The sequence below is a fragment of the Sphingomonas sp. SRI_018 genome, from assembly GCF_057586275.1.
Window position 1 is genome coordinate 484,793 of sequence record NZ_JBYCZO010000002.1, and the last position, 13,868, is coordinate 498,660.

At 66.0% G+C, this 13,868-nt stretch carries 15 protein-coding genes; 6 read left to right on the forward strand and 9 right to left on the reverse strand.

Annotated features, from left to right (window positions below; translation table 11 throughout):
* Positions 1–229 precede the first annotated feature (229 nt).
* From otsB to AC2YHA_RS14365, 3 genes are read left to right on the forward strand one after another with little or no spacing between them, the layout of a single operon-like run.
* A complete protein-coding gene (gene otsB, locus AC2YHA_RS14355; protein ID WP_487402319.1) occupies positions 230–919 on the forward strand; it encodes a trehalose-phosphatase in 690 nt (229 codons plus the stop codon).
* Entirely contained in the window at positions 916–2,712 is a 1,797-nt protein-coding gene (locus AC2YHA_RS14360) for a glycoside hydrolase family 15 protein (RefSeq protein WP_487402132.1), read from the forward strand. The genes otsB and AC2YHA_RS14360 overlap by 4 nt, the downstream gene beginning before the upstream one ends.
* Complete coding sequence (locus tag AC2YHA_RS14365) at positions 2,694–4,100, forward strand: alpha,alpha-trehalose-phosphate synthase (UDP-forming) (protein ID WP_487402133.1); 1,407 nt, start codon at positions 2,694–2,696, stop codon at positions 4,098–4,100. The genes AC2YHA_RS14360 and AC2YHA_RS14365 overlap by 19 nt, the downstream gene beginning before the upstream one ends.
* Before the next feature lie 299 nt (positions 4,101–4,399).
* Here the strand turns inward: AC2YHA_RS14365 and AC2YHA_RS14370 are convergent, their stop codons facing one another.
* The 6 genes from AC2YHA_RS14370 to AC2YHA_RS14395 all read right to left on the reverse strand — a co-directional run bounded on the left by AC2YHA_RS14370 (position 4,400) and on the right by AC2YHA_RS14395 (position 8,415).
* A complete protein-coding gene (locus AC2YHA_RS14370; protein WP_487402134.1) occupies positions 4,400–5,041 on the reverse strand; it encodes a hypothetical protein in 642 nt (213 codons plus the stop codon).
* A 73-nt stretch (positions 5,042–5,114) separates the two neighbouring features.
* On the reverse strand, positions 5,115–6,524 hold the full coding sequence (locus AC2YHA_RS14375) for a hypothetical protein (protein WP_487402135.1): 1,410 nt from the start codon (positions 6,522–6,524) through the stop codon (positions 5,115–5,117).
* Positions 6,525–6,526: 2 nt separating this feature from the next.
* Positions 6,527–7,585, reverse strand: coding sequence for a ribonucleotide-diphosphate reductase subunit beta (locus AC2YHA_RS14380; protein ID WP_487402136.1), 1,059 nt, complete (start codon positions 7,583–7,585; stop codon positions 6,527–6,529).
* Between the two features lie 16 nt (positions 7,586–7,601).
* Entirely contained in the window at positions 7,602–7,910 is a 309-nt protein-coding gene (locus tag AC2YHA_RS14385; RefSeq protein ID WP_487402137.1) for a hypothetical protein, read from the reverse strand.
* A 5-nt stretch (positions 7,911–7,915) separates the two neighbouring features.
* Positions 7,916–8,110 carry a hypothetical protein gene (locus tag AC2YHA_RS14390; RefSeq protein ID WP_233784338.1) on the reverse strand — a complete coding sequence of 65 codons (195 nt, stop codon included), beginning with the start codon at positions 8,108–8,110 and terminating at the stop codon, positions 7,916–7,918.
* Entirely contained in the window at positions 8,107–8,415 is a 309-nt protein-coding gene (locus AC2YHA_RS14395; RefSeq protein ID WP_233784337.1) for a hypothetical protein, read from the reverse strand. The genes AC2YHA_RS14390 and AC2YHA_RS14395 overlap by 4 nt, the downstream gene beginning before the upstream one ends.
* A gap of 83 nt (positions 8,416–8,498) precedes the next feature.
* Here AC2YHA_RS14395 and AC2YHA_RS14400 point away from each other — a divergent pair, with 83 nt between their 5' ends.
* Positions 8,499–8,741 carry a DUF2171 domain-containing protein gene (locus AC2YHA_RS14400; RefSeq protein ID WP_233784336.1) on the forward strand — a complete coding sequence of 81 codons (243 nt, stop codon included), beginning with the start codon at positions 8,499–8,501 and terminating at the stop codon, positions 8,739–8,741.
* 74 nt (positions 8,742–8,815) lie between these two features.
* Here the strand turns inward: AC2YHA_RS14400 and AC2YHA_RS14405 are convergent, their stop codons facing one another.
* The 3 genes from AC2YHA_RS14405 to AC2YHA_RS14415 all read right to left on the reverse strand — a co-directional run bounded on the left by AC2YHA_RS14405 (position 8,816) and on the right by AC2YHA_RS14415 (position 12,116).
* Complete coding sequence (locus AC2YHA_RS14405; RefSeq protein ID WP_487402138.1) at positions 8,816–9,235, reverse strand: endonuclease domain-containing protein; 420 nt, start codon at positions 9,233–9,235, stop codon at positions 8,816–8,818.
* 152 nt (positions 9,236–9,387) lie between these two features.
* On the reverse strand, positions 9,388–11,307 hold the full coding sequence (locus tag AC2YHA_RS14410; protein WP_487402139.1) for a ribonucleoside-diphosphate reductase subunit alpha: 1,920 nt from the start codon (positions 11,305–11,307) through the stop codon (positions 9,388–9,390).
* Between the two features lie 515 nt (positions 11,308–11,822).
* Positions 11,823–12,116, reverse strand: a complete 294-nt coding sequence (locus AC2YHA_RS14415) for a hypothetical protein (RefSeq protein WP_233784334.1) — start codon at positions 12,114–12,116, stop codon at positions 11,823–11,825.
* Positions 12,117–12,350: 234 nt separating this feature from the next.
* Here AC2YHA_RS14415 and AC2YHA_RS14420 point away from each other — a divergent pair, with 234 nt between their 5' ends.
* Together AC2YHA_RS14420 and AC2YHA_RS14425 are read left to right on the forward strand one after the other, a co-directional pair.
* Positions 12,351–13,253: a DUF3011 domain-containing protein gene (locus AC2YHA_RS14420; protein ID WP_487402140.1), complete on the forward strand. Its 903-nt coding sequence runs from the start codon at positions 12,351–12,353 to the stop codon at positions 13,251–13,253.
* A 24-nt stretch (positions 13,254–13,277) separates the two neighbouring features.
* Positions 13,278–13,709 carry a YbaY family lipoprotein gene (locus AC2YHA_RS14425; protein ID WP_487402141.1) on the forward strand — a complete coding sequence of 144 codons (432 nt, stop codon included), beginning with the start codon at positions 13,278–13,280 and terminating at the stop codon, positions 13,707–13,709.
* Positions 13,710–13,868: the final 159 nt, after the last annotated feature.

The window sequence follows — 13,868 nt, forward strand, 5'->3', positions numbered from 1 at the left end:
GCTTGGTGGAGGGGCAGGCCGCAGGCGACAACCGACATGGAGGGCCCCCTCCACCACGCGACTTCGTCGCGCGGTCCCCCTCCCCGTGCCGGGGAGGAGCTAGGGGAGCGGAACCCTCGGCTGCCGCAGCCGTTCGGTCGGCGTAGAGTGATCCGGGGGAGCCCTCATCGTCGTCGCTGCCAAGACTGTCCTTCCCGCGCCGCCGACGACCCTGCTCGACGGCGCCAGCCTGTTCCTCGACCTCGACGGCACGCTGCTCGACCTGATCGACCGGCCCGAGGAGGTCGTCGCCGACGAGGCTTTGCGCGCGCTGCTGCTCAGGCTGACCGAGCGGCTCGACGGGCGCGTTGCGGTGGTGAGCGGGCGGTCGCTCGCGCAGCTCGACGCGATCCTCGGCTCGGTGTGCGACGCGATCGCGCTGTCGGGCAGCCACGGGTGCGAGCATCGCTGGCGCGGCGTGCTCGCCCAGCCGGTACGCCCTGCATCGCTCGATCGCGTCGAGGAGGCGTTCCGACGCTTCGCGGGCGACCACCCCGGCGTGATGGTCGAGGGCAAGAGCTATGGCGTCGGTCTCCATTATCGCCTCGCTCCCATGGTCGAAGCATCCGCGCTGGCGCTGGCCGAGACGCTGGCCGATGAGCATGGCCTCCAGCTCCAGCCCGGCAAGATGATGGCCGAGGTGCGCGTGCCGGGCGGCGACAAGGGGGTGGCGGTGCGGCGGCTGATGAGCCGGCCGCCGATGGCGGGAACGCGGCCGCTGTTCCTGGGCGACGACGTGACCGACGAGGCCGGGTTCGAGGCGGCGCGGGCGCTCGGCGGCAGCGGCGTGCTGGTCGGTGCCGGGCGCGAGACGGCGGCGCGGTACCGCCTGGCCGACCCCAAGGCGGTGCGCGCCTGGCTGGCGGGGGCGCTGGCGTGACCGCGACGCTCGACCTCTGGCCAATCGGCAACTGCCAGGTCTCGGCGCTGGTCGACCGCGCCGGGCGGTTCGTATGGGGCTGCGTGCCGCGGGTCGACGGGGAGCCGGTATTCTCCTCGCTGCTCGACGCGGCGCCCCGCGCCGGCGAAGGCGCGCGCGGCTTCTGGGAGATCGACCTGGAGGACTGCGCCGCGACCGAGCAGAGCTATCTGCGCAACACCCCGATCCTGGTGACGAAGCACACCGACCGGCAGGGCAATGCGATCGAGGTGATCGACTTCTGTCCGCGCTTCCATCGCAGCGGGCGCGCCTACCGCCCGGTCGCATTCGCCAGGATCGTGCGGCCGATCCAGGGATCGCCGCGTATCCGCATCCGCCTGAGACCCGCCCGCGACTGGGGGGCGGAGGACGCGCCGACTACGCGCGGATCGAACCATATCCGCTACCTCCTCGCCGACATGACGCTCAGGCTCACCACCACCGCGCCGGTCGGCTGGGTCGAGGACGAGCGGCTGTTTCGCGTCGAGCGGCCGCTGCATTTCTTCCTGGGCCCCGACGAGAGCTTCACCGACGACCTGCGCGTCGCGCTGGAGACGATGCTCGACCGCACCGCGCAGGAATGGCGCGAATGGGTGCGCAGCCTCGCCACGCCGCTCGAATGGCAGGAGGCGGTGATCCGCGCCGCAATCACGCTCAAGCTGTGCCAGCACGAGGAGACGGGGGCGATCGTCGCCGCGCTGACCACCTCGATCCCCGAGCACGCCAACTCGCAGCGCAATTGGGACTATCGCTACTGCTGGATCCGCGACGCCTATTACACGGTGCAGGCGCTCAACCGGCTGGGCGCGCTCGACGTGCTGGAGACGTACCTCGAGTATCTCCGCAACATCGTCGACAACGCCCGCGGCGGGCATATCCAGCCGCTCTACGGCGTCGGCGGCGAGGCGCGGCTGGAGGAGCGGGTGGCCGAGGGGCTCACCGGCTATCGCGGCATGGGGCCGGTGCGGGTCGGCAACCAGGCCTATGAGCAGGTCCAGCACGACGCCTATGGCCAGATCGTCCTCTCCAGCACGCAGAGCTTCTTCGACCAAAGGCTGCTGCGCATGGGCGGCGTGCCCGACTTCGAGGCGCTGGAGACGGTCGGCGAGCGGGCCTGGGAGGTATACGACAAGCCCGATGCGGGGCTGTGGGAGCTGAGGACCAAGAGCCATATCCATACCTATTCGGCGGCGATGTGCTGGGCGGCGTGCGACCGGCTCGCCAATGCCGCGGCGGCGCTGGGGCTCGGCGAGCGGTCGCAGTTCTGGCAGGACCGCGCCGACCGCATCCGGGAGCGGATCGAGGGCGCGGCGTGGCGGGAGGACAGCAAGCGCCTGTCCGCCACCTTCGGCGGCGACGACCTCGATGCCAGCATCATCCAGCTGCTCGACCTCCGCTTCCTGCCGCCGGACGACGCTCGCTTCCGCGGTACCCTGGTCGCGGTCGAGGAGGGCCTGAGGCGCGGCAGCTACATGCTGCGCTACGCCACCGAGGACGACTTCGGCCTGCCCGAGACCGCGTTCAACGTCTGCACCTTCTGGCTGATCGAGGCGCTGCACGCGACCGGGCGCGTCGACGACGCGCGGCAGCTGTTCGAGGAGATGCTGGCGCGCCGCACCCCCGCCGGGCTCCTCTCCGAGGACATCGACCCGCAGAGCGGCGAGCTCTGGGGAAATTACCCGCAGACCTATTCGTTGGTCGGCCTGATCAACTGCGCCGTCCTCCTCAGCAAACCATGGAGTTCCATCCGTTGAGCCGCCTCATCGTCATCTCCAACCGCGTCAGCGCCGGCAATTCCAACGGCGCGCAGGGCGGCCTGGCGGTCGCGCTGACCTCGGCGCTGAGGGAGATGGGCGGCATCTGGTTCGGCTGGTCGGGCGAGCTGACCGAGGAATTCTCCGGCCAGGTCAATCTCGACCGCAAGGGCGGCGTCACCACCGCCACCGTCGACCTGGAGGAGCAGGACGTCGAGGAGTACTACAACGGCTACGCCAACCGCACCCTGTGGCCGCTGTTCCACTACCGCATCGACTTGGCCGAATATGAGCGCGACTTCGCCGGCGGCTACCGGCGCGCCAACGAGCGCTTCGCCGAGACGGTGCGGCCGCTGATCGAGCGCGACGACGTGGTGTGGGTGCAGGATTATCACATGTTCCCGCTGGGCGAGGAGCTGCGCCGGCGTGGGTGCCGCAACCGCATGGGCTTCTTCCTCCATATCCCGTGGCCGCCGCGCCGGCTGCTCGGCACGCTGCCGGGGGCGAACCGGCTGGTCGAGACATTGTTCGCCTATGACGTGATCGGCTTCCAGACCGCCGAGTGGCTGGAGGCGTTCTGCGACTTCGTCCGCGAGGAGATGGGGGCGCGGATCGAGGGCGACGTGGTGGTGCTCGGCAAGCGGCGGGTGCGGCTGCTCGACTGCCCGATCGGGATCGACGCCAGGGAGTTCGCCCAGCTCGCCGCCAGCCCGGCCGCCCGGCTCGCCTTCCGCCAGATGCGCGACAGCGCGGTCGGGCGCGAGATGATCGTCGGGGTCGACCGGCTCGACTATTCCAAGGGGCTGGAGGAGCGCTTCCTCGGCTACGAGCGGTTCCTGACCGAGCATCCCGAGGAGCGCAAGGAAGTGTTCCTGCTCCAGATCGCCCCGCCGTCGCGCGCCGCGGTCGAGAGCTACCAGCGCATCCGCGGCACGCTGGAGGGGCTGTCGGGGCGGATCAACGGGGCGCATGCCGACCTCGACTGGGTGCCGATCCGCTACGTCAACCAGGGCTATCCGCGCGACGTGCTGGCCGGCGTGTACCGGGCGGCGCGGATCGGGCTGGTGACGCCCTTGAGGGACGGGATGAACCTGGTCGCCAAGGAATATGTCGCGGCGCAGGACCCGGAGGACCCCGGCGTGCTGATCCTGTCGCGCTTCGCGGGCGCTGCCAGCCAGCTGGAGGGCGCGGTGCTGGTCAATCCCTACAGCGCCGAGGAGATGTCCGACGCGATCATGCAGGCGCTGCGGATGCCGCTGTCCGAACGGATCGAGCGGTGGCGGCGGATGATGGACAATGTCGAGCAGCAGGACGTGATGTGGTGGCTGCATCGGTTTACCGAGGTGTTGTTCGAGGAGGCGCCGGCGGGGAAGGCGGAGACGGTGTGAGGGAGACTCATGGGCGGCAGGTCACCCTCACCCTTCCCACTCGGCTGCGCCGAGCGGGCCCCTTCCCTCTCCCAATGGGAGAGGGAGAATGGGAGGATCGCCGCTCAAATTCCCTCTCCCTTTGGGAGAGGGAGGGAGCGCCGGACGCGCGGAAGGGTGAGGGTGACTCGGCCGGCATGACCCCTCCAGAAACCGAGAGCCTGCTAATGACCACCCCCTCCCGCAAACCCGCAGAAAACCGTCGAAGGTCACGAAAGTCACGGGTAGAGCGGGGGGTGACTCTTGCATCCTTTCCGCCCTCATTCGTCGTCCATCCAGTCGCCGTCGTCGTCGCCCCAGTCATAGTCCTCGCCGGTGTAGGGATCCTTCGCCATCGGCCGCTCGCGCTCGGCGTGGAGCGGCGGGGAGGTGTCCGCCTCGCCCAGCGGGTCGGTGCGGACGGCGTCGGGCGCGACATCGGCGAGCGCGGCGAGCTGGTCGGCGAAGCCCGCCTCGGCCGGGCCGACCAGGTTCTGGCGGTGCTTGACCGGCCCGCGGCTGAAGACGTGCGGCGCGAGATTGTTGAGCAGGTAGATGAGCAGCTTGTCGGATGGCGCGCGCACCTCCGACTGGATCCTGCCGTCCTTCCACACCTCGCGATAGCCGCCGACGGTGGCGCGCTCGAGCGCGATCGCGATCAGCCGGTTGGCGCCGCAATAGAGCGCCGCATCCCACGCCTCGGCGAAGCGCCGGCCCTGCGGATGATGGCGCAGCCGATAGGCCGATCGCACCGACAGCCCCACCACCTGCGCCGCCACGGCGACGCGGCCCGATTCGGCGAGCGCTTCGAGGAACTTGCGTTGCCGCTCGGCGGTCCAGCCATCGCGGCGGGTGGAGATTTCCACCGGGGTGTAGTCCGCCAGCGGCTCGGCGGTGTCGGGGTTCGGGGGATTGTGGTGCATCGTGCGACTCCTTCTGGTTTGAGGGAGTCTGGGGATATAACCATATTGGTTCGTGTAGGAAAATGATTTGTACCTACTGCCTAGGGATAAAGCCAGCGAATCGCGCGTGTCGCGTTAAGGTGATGCGTATCGCCTCTGCTATGTCGGAGGGTCGCGTATTAGCTGGGGAGAATGCCTTAATTTCAAGCAAAATCTTCCTGGGCTTGCTCCCGCGTTCAATCAGGACATCAGCTCGCACCTTCCCATGTGGGCTTGCTTCTGTCACTTCATAACGAGCGCTCATACCGAGCCCCTGAAATGCGCTAGCGATCGCGCGTCCAATCTGAACTGGTTTCCCAGTAACAGTCTTGTACCAAATTTCAGCTTCTGTCCGCCTAGCAGACTCGCGCTCCTTCAGTGTTACATAGCTTTCATCAGGCGCATCTCTATTAATTATCGAAAATAGGTGCGTACTTTTAAACCGGTCCAGAGATGACACCGTTACCTTCGGAGGCCACGTCAACAAATCTCCACAAATACCCTTCAAGTCCGCAGCAGCAATAGGAACCAGCCTAACATCAAAGTACAGCCGAGCCTTGTTTAGCGCCGATAAAGGAAGTTGCACCCTATCCGTAGGATTCAATTGATTGGAGAATGAGTGCCAATTTATCCTAAAACCTTGTCGTGGACTGCTAAACCTATTTATTGTCTCAATTCTTTTACCGTCAGTGACTGGCCACAGCATTACCACTTGGTAATCGGATAGATCGGTTACCTGCCTCTCAAAAATAGCCAGCCTTTTGCCAACTGCCTCAATAGATAGTCCTAGCGTGGATGCGTTATCTGATATCGACTGAACGTCAGTATCCAGGATCTGGAAATCAGCAAGCTCTTTACCGCTATTGTGCGCCGAGAACGTTTGTGAAACTATTTCAGGCCAAGTAATTCTATCCGGACCAGAAATTTCGAAACCGTTTCTGACAAGCAATCTCTCTCGGCGAGATGTCGCTTGTTCTAACTGCATCTGAAATTTTCTATCTGTCGTCAGCCATATTACAAGAACCGGCCTACCTCTGTACGATCCGTCAAGGTATGCCAGTTTCTCGACAAAGTTTTTTGGAATATCTCCCTTATCAGCAGCGGTTTCCTCGAATTGATCCACTACAGCAATGAGGGGGGTTGTCGGCCTTGTAAAAAGGTTCCCACTAAATTCCGCTTCGAGCTTTTCCGGATTATAGATGGCATCTCTGCTGAGCTTTCTAACTTCATAACTTGGAATGTGCGTTCCTATCTCGAGTGTCGCACTACTCTTCCCCGAACCACTTTTTCCGAATATCGGTAGAAATCGAATCCCTCCCGATATCTTCATAGAAGCAAAGGCAGATTTAACGATATCTAGTAAGTCATCATTAGGTCGGAGGCTCCCCCGGAAGCTCTCATCGAGATCTTCATAGCGCGATGGTAGACGCGGCGTGAACTCTTCAAATGAAAGCTGCTCAGCCATAATTACTCCGCCGCCACACCCGCCGCCGAGAACATATCCCCCCCACTCCCCTCGCCATCCTCGTTCGCCGCCTTGTCGCGCTTGGCCTTCTGGCGCTTGTCGAACGAATCCCACACCGAGTTCCAGTCGCCCCGCGTCGCGCCCTTCGAATATTCCGTCGCGCGGGTTTCGAAGAAGTTGGCGTGCTCGACGCCGTTGAGCAGCGGGGTGAGCCAGGGGAGCGGGTGCTCCTTGATCATGAACATGGGCTTCAGGCCCAGCTGGCCCAGGCGCCAGTCGGCGATGTAGCGGATGTAGCGCTTCACCTCCTCCGCGCTCATGCCGTCGACCGGGCCCTGCTCGAACGCCAGGTCGATGAACGCGTCCTCGAGGTCGACCGTGGTGTGGCACATGTCGCGGATGTCGCGCTTGACCGCAGCGGTCAGGCAGTCGCGCTCCTTCGCGAATTCGTGGAACAGGCGGATGATGCCCTCGCAGTGCAGGCTCTCGTCGCGCACCGACCAGGACACGATCTGGCCCATGCCCTTCATCTTGTTGAAGCGCGGGAAGTTCATCAGCATCGCGAAGCTCGCGAACAGCTGCAGCCCCTCGGTGAAGCCGCCGAACATCGCCAGCGTCTTGGCGATGTCCTCGTCGTTGTCGACGCCGAACTGCTGCAGATAGTCGTGCTTGTCCTTCATCTCGGCATATTCGAGGAACATGCCGTACTCGCTCTCGGGCATGCCGATGGTGTCGAGCAGATGGCTGTAGGCGGCGATGTGCACCGTCTCCATGTTGCTGAACGCGGCCAGCATCATCTTGATCTCGGTCGGCTTGAACACGCGGCCGTATTTGTCGTGGTAGCAATCCTGCACCTCGACGTCGGCCTGGGTGAAGAAGCGGAAGATCTGCGTCAGCAGGTTGCGCTCGGTCTGGTCGAGCTTCTGCGCCCAGTCGCGGCAGTCCTCGCCCAGCGGCACCTCCTCCGGCATCCAGTGGATCTGCTGCTGGCGCTTCCAGAAGTCATACGCCCAGGGATATTCGAAGGGCTTGTAGGTCTTGCGGGCGTCGAGAAGGGGCATGGGACTTACTCCGGGACTAGAAAAGATCAGATGGGTTGTTGGCGCCGCTGACGAGCAATGCGGCGTCAATAGCGGCGAGGCCGAGGAACAGGACTCCGATGAGGCGATAGCCCAGCGATCGCAGCTGCCGGTCCCAACGGGAGCCCAGCAAGGTGAGAAGGCCCAGCCCGCCGAAGAGAAGAACGCCGAGCACATGAACGATGGCGCTGGCGACCGGGTTCGCGTTTACCCAGGCGCCGAAGCCGGTCAGCGACGAGATTGTGTAATAGAGGGCGATCACAACGACCGGGACGACTACCGCGCGGACGTCGGCGTTCCGGAGCATTCCTCTCATCCCCCCACTCCCGCCAGCAGGCTCGCGGTGGCGAAGCCGGTCATGAACAGCGCGAAGGCGCCGAGCATCGCGGCGGCGATGCGGCGGCGGTAGACCGCGCCCTCGTCCTTCGCCGGGCGCGTCGCGACGACCGCGCTGCCCATGAGGCTCAAGGCGCCGACGCCGTACATGATGAGTGGGGCGCGGCTCATCGGCTCCGGTCCCGATAGACGATGCGCTCGATATAGACCTTGCGCGTGCTGCGGGCGCCGACGCCGAGGAAGACGATGCCGACGAAATAGCCGAAATCATACCAGCCGCCGTTGTTCGGCACCGCGTAGATCGCGACGTCCGGCATGAACAGGCTCAGCACCCAGGCGACCGGGAAGATGAAGCCGTGCCACACGCCCCACAGGAAGCCGGGGGCGGCGGGCTCCACCGCGGAGCCGACCTGTCTGGCGCAGGCGGCGAGGCTCGCGAGGGCGACGGCGAGGAGGAGAGTGCGTGCGCGGATCATGCGGCGAGCCTTGCTGCTGTCGGCGATGCATCGTTTCGGCGGCGCAAGCGTTGGCGGCGCGAACCCTCAGAAGGAGACCAATGATGGCCGATGCCAGTGCAATCCGCGAACATATGGAAGTGATCGGCGCCGACGGCGTCCATGTCGGCACCGTCGACCGCGTCGAAGGAGACCGCATCAAGCTGATCAAGGCCGACAGCGGCGAAGGCAGCCACCAGGGGCACCATCATTACATCTCGCTCGGCCTGGTCGCCGAGGTCGAGGGCGACAAGGTGCGCCTGTCCGCGAACGGCGACGTCGCGGTGACGTTCGAGGAGGAGGCTTGAGCTCATGATCCCCTCTCCCTTTGGGAGAGGGGAGGAGCCGCGCAGCGGCGGAGGGGTGAGGGTGGCGGGTGCGATCATGCGCGGTCACCCTCACCCTTCCCACTCGGCTGCGCCGAGCGGGGCCCTTCCCTCTCCCAATGGGAGAGGGAGGTTTGGATCGCCTCGATCACGCCTTCGATGTTTTCCATCACGTCGTTGTTCCAGAAGCGCAGGACGCGGTATCCTTCGCCTTCGATGAAGCGGGTGCGGGCGGCGTCGTGGGCCGCGGCTTCAGCATGCTGGCCGCCGTCGATCTCGATTACCAGTCGCTCGGAGAAGCACAGGACATCGACACGGAATGGGCCGAGCGGCGCCTGGAAACGCCACTTGTGCGTGGGGAATGCCTCCTTGAGCGCGCGTACCAAACGCTTTTCCGCCTCGGTCGCGTTGCGACGAAGTGTTCGGAGTTGGGTGACGGTGCCGGCGGGTTGGTTGGCGTAGAGGCGCATGGACATCGTGTCGCCCTCACCCTTCCGCCGCTTCGCGGCTCCCTCCCTCTCCCAATGGGAGAGGGAATTGGTATGCGCCGCAATCCCTCTCCCAATGGAAGAAGGAGGGGCCCATCGCGTCAGCGATGGGAGGGTGAGGGCGACCTACCCGTCCCACCTCACTGGCACGCCAGGCATTCGTCATAGTCCTTCGCCTCGAGCTCGATCTGCTTGAGGTCGATGGTGTTGTCGGCCTCGACCCCGCCGGCGAAGCCCGCGCGCTGGACCGACTTGGAGCGCAGGTAATAGAGCGACTTGATGCCGAGCTCCCACGCGCGGAAGTGGAGCATCAGGAGGTCCCACTTCTCGACGTCGGCCGGGATGAACAGGTTCAGCGACTGCGCCTGGTCGATGTAGGGCGCGCGGTCGCCGGCGAGCTCGAGCAGCCAGCGCTGGTCGATCTCGAACGAGGTCTTGTACACGTCCTTCTCGTCCTGGCTCAGGAAGTCGAGGTGCTGGACCGAGCCGCCCTTCTCCAGGATCGAGTTCCACACCGCGTCCGAGTTCTTGGACTTCTCAGTCAGCAGCTTCTCGAGATAGGGGTTCTTGACCGCGAACGAGCCCGACAGCGTCTTGTGAGTGTAGATGTTGGCCGGGATCGGCTCGATGCAGGCCGAGGTGCCGCCGCAGATGATGCTGATCGACGCGGTCGGCGCGATCGCCATCTTGCAGCTGAAGCGCTCCATCACGCCCATCTCGGCGGCGTCGGGGCACGGGCCGCGCTCGATCGCCAGCGCCATCGACGCCTCGTTCACCTGAGCGTTGATGTGCTTGAAGATCTTGAGGTTCCACGCCTTGGCGGTCGCGCCCTCCATCGGCAGGCCGCGCGCCTGGAGGAAGCTGTGGAAGCCCATCACGCCGAGGCCGACCGAGCGCTCGCGGCTCGCCGAATAGCGGGCGCGGGCCATCTCGTCGGGGGCGCGCTCGATGTAATCGGTCAGGACGTTGTCGAGGAAGCGCATCACGTCCTCGATGAAGCGCTTGTCGCCCTTCCACTCGTCCCACGTCTCGAGGTTGAGCGACGAGAGGCAGCACACCGCGGTGCGGTCGTTGCCGAGATGGTCGCGGCCGGTGGGCAGCGTGATCTCCGAGCAGAGATTCGAGGTCGACACCTTGAGCCCGAGATCGCGGTGATGCTTGGGCATCGTCGAGTTCACGTGATCCGAGAACACGATATAGGGCTCGCCGGTGGCGAGGCGGGTCTCGACCAGCTTCTGGAACAGCGCGCGCGCGTCGACCTTGCCGCGGACCGAGCCGTCCTTCGGCGACTTCAGCTCCCATTCGGCGCCGTCGCGCACCGCCTCCATGAACGCGTCGGGAATGAGCACGCCGTGGTGGAGGTTCAGTGCCTTGCGGTTAAAGTCGCCCGAGGGCTTGCGCACCTCGAGGAACTCCTCGATCTCCGGGTGCGAGATGTCGAGATAGCAGGCGGCCGAGCCGCGGCGGAGCGACCCCTGGCTGATCGCCAGCGTCAAGCTGTCCATCACGCGGACGAAGGGGATGATGCCGCTGGTCTTGCCGTTGAGGCCGACCGGCTCGCCGATGCCGCGGACATTGCCCCAATAGGTGCCGATGCCGCCGCCGCGGCTCGCCAGCCAGACGTTCTCGTTCCAGGTCTGGACGATGCCCTCCAGGCTGTCGGGCACCGAATTGAGGTAGCAGCTGATCGGCAGGCCGCGCCCGGTGCCGCCGTTCGAGAGCACCGGCGTCGCCGGCATGAACCACAGCCGCGAGATATAGTCGTAGATGCGCTGGGCGTGCTCGGCATCGTCGGCATAGGCGGAGGCGACGCGAACGAACAGGTCCTGGTAGCTCTCGCCGGGCAGCAGATAGCGGTCGCGCAGCGTCTCCTTGCCGAAATCGGTGAGCAGCGCGTCGCGGCTGCGGTCGATCTCGACCGGATAGGGCTGCGGCGCCACCGACCTGGAATCGGCGAGCGACGCGTCCGTCGCCGCAGCGGCGATCGCGGCTCCGGCGGCCTCCAGCGTGGCGGCGGCGGCTTCGTTCACCCGGCTCTCCGACGTGTCTCTGAAATCCATGGCACCAACCCCTGCTTCGTACGATCGACTCGGGGGATGATCCCCCATCCTACACCCGTCACGCCCTGGAACAAAGCGTGACCCTCCTCTGCCGGGGCGCAGACGAGGCCACCGCCCACGATATGGGGTCGCGGGCCCGGTTTACCAACGATTGCGTGTGTCCCCCTGCGGAGCCACAACAGATTGTGCCCATTTGCCGGGGAGTGCAACTGGTAAATGTGCGATGAAGCGCTGAAAAGCCCCGGTCCGCGGCCGGGGTGAGGCGGTGCGGCGCAGCGACGCGCGGATTTTCCTTGCGTTCGCGAAACGCAAGGGAAAAATGGGGAATCGAAAAAATATTTTGGAGGGATTCCGGCGTGGACTGAGGCGTCGGCTTCGGTCGTGTCCGCAGTTGTTCGAGGCGGGGCGTTATCGTCCGGAACCCTGGATTTGGGGAGGCAAGTCCGGGGTGACGGCGAGGAGGGAGCGATGTCGATCGCCCCCGCACGCAAGGAACATGAAGAGTGGGCGCCCGCCTATCTGGTGGCGAGCTTCGACTTGATGAGGCCGATCACCAGCGCGGTGACCGCACCGCTCACGCCGCCGGACGCAAAGCCCGAGACGATGGAGCCGACGTCGAGGCCGGAGGCCGCCGCCCCGGCGCCGAGGCCGAGGACCGAGGTCAGGATCTGCCCGCCGACGCCGCCGCCGATCGCGCCCGCGATCGTGTTGCCGAGCGGGCCCAGGCTAGTGGTCTTCGACGCTGCCCCCGCGGCGTTTCCGCCGATGGCGCCGCTGACGGCCTCGATGATCAGTGCGGTGAAATCCATCGTCGCCCCCTTCACGAAGTGAACCGACACAGTGCCTCATACGCGCACTAAACGAGTGCATCATGCTTCGCCCGGCAAGTCAAGCAATGAAACAGGCAAGATCGCGATATTAAGCACCGGCGCCGAACTACTCGATTCGATCGAGATCGTTTCGTCGTCAGATTGATGTTGGTCGATCCCGCGGTCGAGTGTAATCTGATGTCGTCGGGGCAAGACGCAACAGGGAGACAGGGGATGAGGAACAAGCCCGTCGCAGCACTGGTCATCGCTGCGCTGCTTTCGCCGGCGGGAACGGTGCCGATCGCAGCGCAGACCCGCCCGGTACCCCTTCCTTCGCCGGTTCCCGACCGGCCGGTGCCGCTCCCGTCGCCGATCGTCGATCGGCCCGTGCCGCTTCCCTCGCCCGTTCCCGGCCGCCCACGCCCGCCGCGGCCGCCCTATCCGGGCAATCCGGGGGTCCGGCCGCCGGTCTATCCCGGGCCCGGCTATGGCCAGACGCTGCGCTGCGAATCGCGCCGGAACCGCCATCAGCGCTGCGCCGCGAACACCGAGAACCGCGTCCAGCTCGTCCGCCGGCTCGGCGGCTCCTGCAGCTATGGGCGGAGCTGGGGCTACGACCGGCGCTCGATCTGGGTCGACCGCGGCTGCCGCGCCGACTTCACCTACGGCCGCTGGGCCGGCGGCGGTGGCGGCGGCTATTATCCGCCCGACCGCGACAAGGGGCCGAGCACCGGCGCCGTCATCGCCGGGGTCGCCGTCGCCGGCGGCCTGATCGCGCTGCTCGCCAGCTCGGCGAACAAGCGGAAGAAGGAGGCAGCAGCGGCGGCGGCTGAGCCGGAGGCGCCCGCGACCTTCCCCGCCGGGCCGCCCGCCACGCTGGTCGCCGACCTGTCGCCGCTGCCGTCGGCATCGCGGCCCTCGGTGCAGACCTGCCTGCGCGAGGCCGCGCGCCAGATCGGCGCCACCGGCGGGACGCGGCTCACCTATGACCGGCTCGTCTCGATCGAACCCGGCAACGGCGGCTGGCGGTTCGGCGCCTCGCTGACCGCGGCCTATCCCGACGGGGACCGCACGCTGCCCTTCTATTGCAGGGCGACGCCGACCAAGGTGATCCAGCTCGACTTCGCGAACGGCTGATCGCCGGCGGGAAAGGAGTCCATGATGAGGCGAGCAACGCTGCTGATCCCGCTACTGGCAGGCCTCGTCGCCTGCCAGACGGCGCCATCGAAGGAGGTGGCGACCGTGCCGTCCGCGCCGGACGGTCAGGTGACGCTGACCGGCACGGTGATCTATCGCGAGCGCATCGCCCTGCCGCAGGACGCCCGGCTGAAGGTCCACATCAGCGACGTCAGCCGCATGGATGCGCCGGCGCCGGTGATCGCCGAGACCGAAATCGCCACCGAGGGGCGGCAGGTGCCGATCCCCTTCTCGCTCACCTATGACCGCGTCCGCATCGACGCGCGCGGGCGCTATTCGGTGTCGGCGCGGATCACGGACGGAAGCGGGCGGCTGATCTGGATCACCGACACTCACAATGAGCTGCCGCCACCGGGCGAAACGATCGAGCTGCGGCTGGTGCGGGTGACCGGATAGACCGGCCGGGACGACCGCTCCCGCGAGGGGCGATTGCCTGAAGCGGCGCGACGGCGGAACCAGGATCGCCGAGCGTTCTTCGTCAGCCATGGAGAAAGCGGTGCTGCGCCGCGAGGCCGGCGGCGCGGGCGGCTGCGCTCACCCGGGCCGTCGGCACGA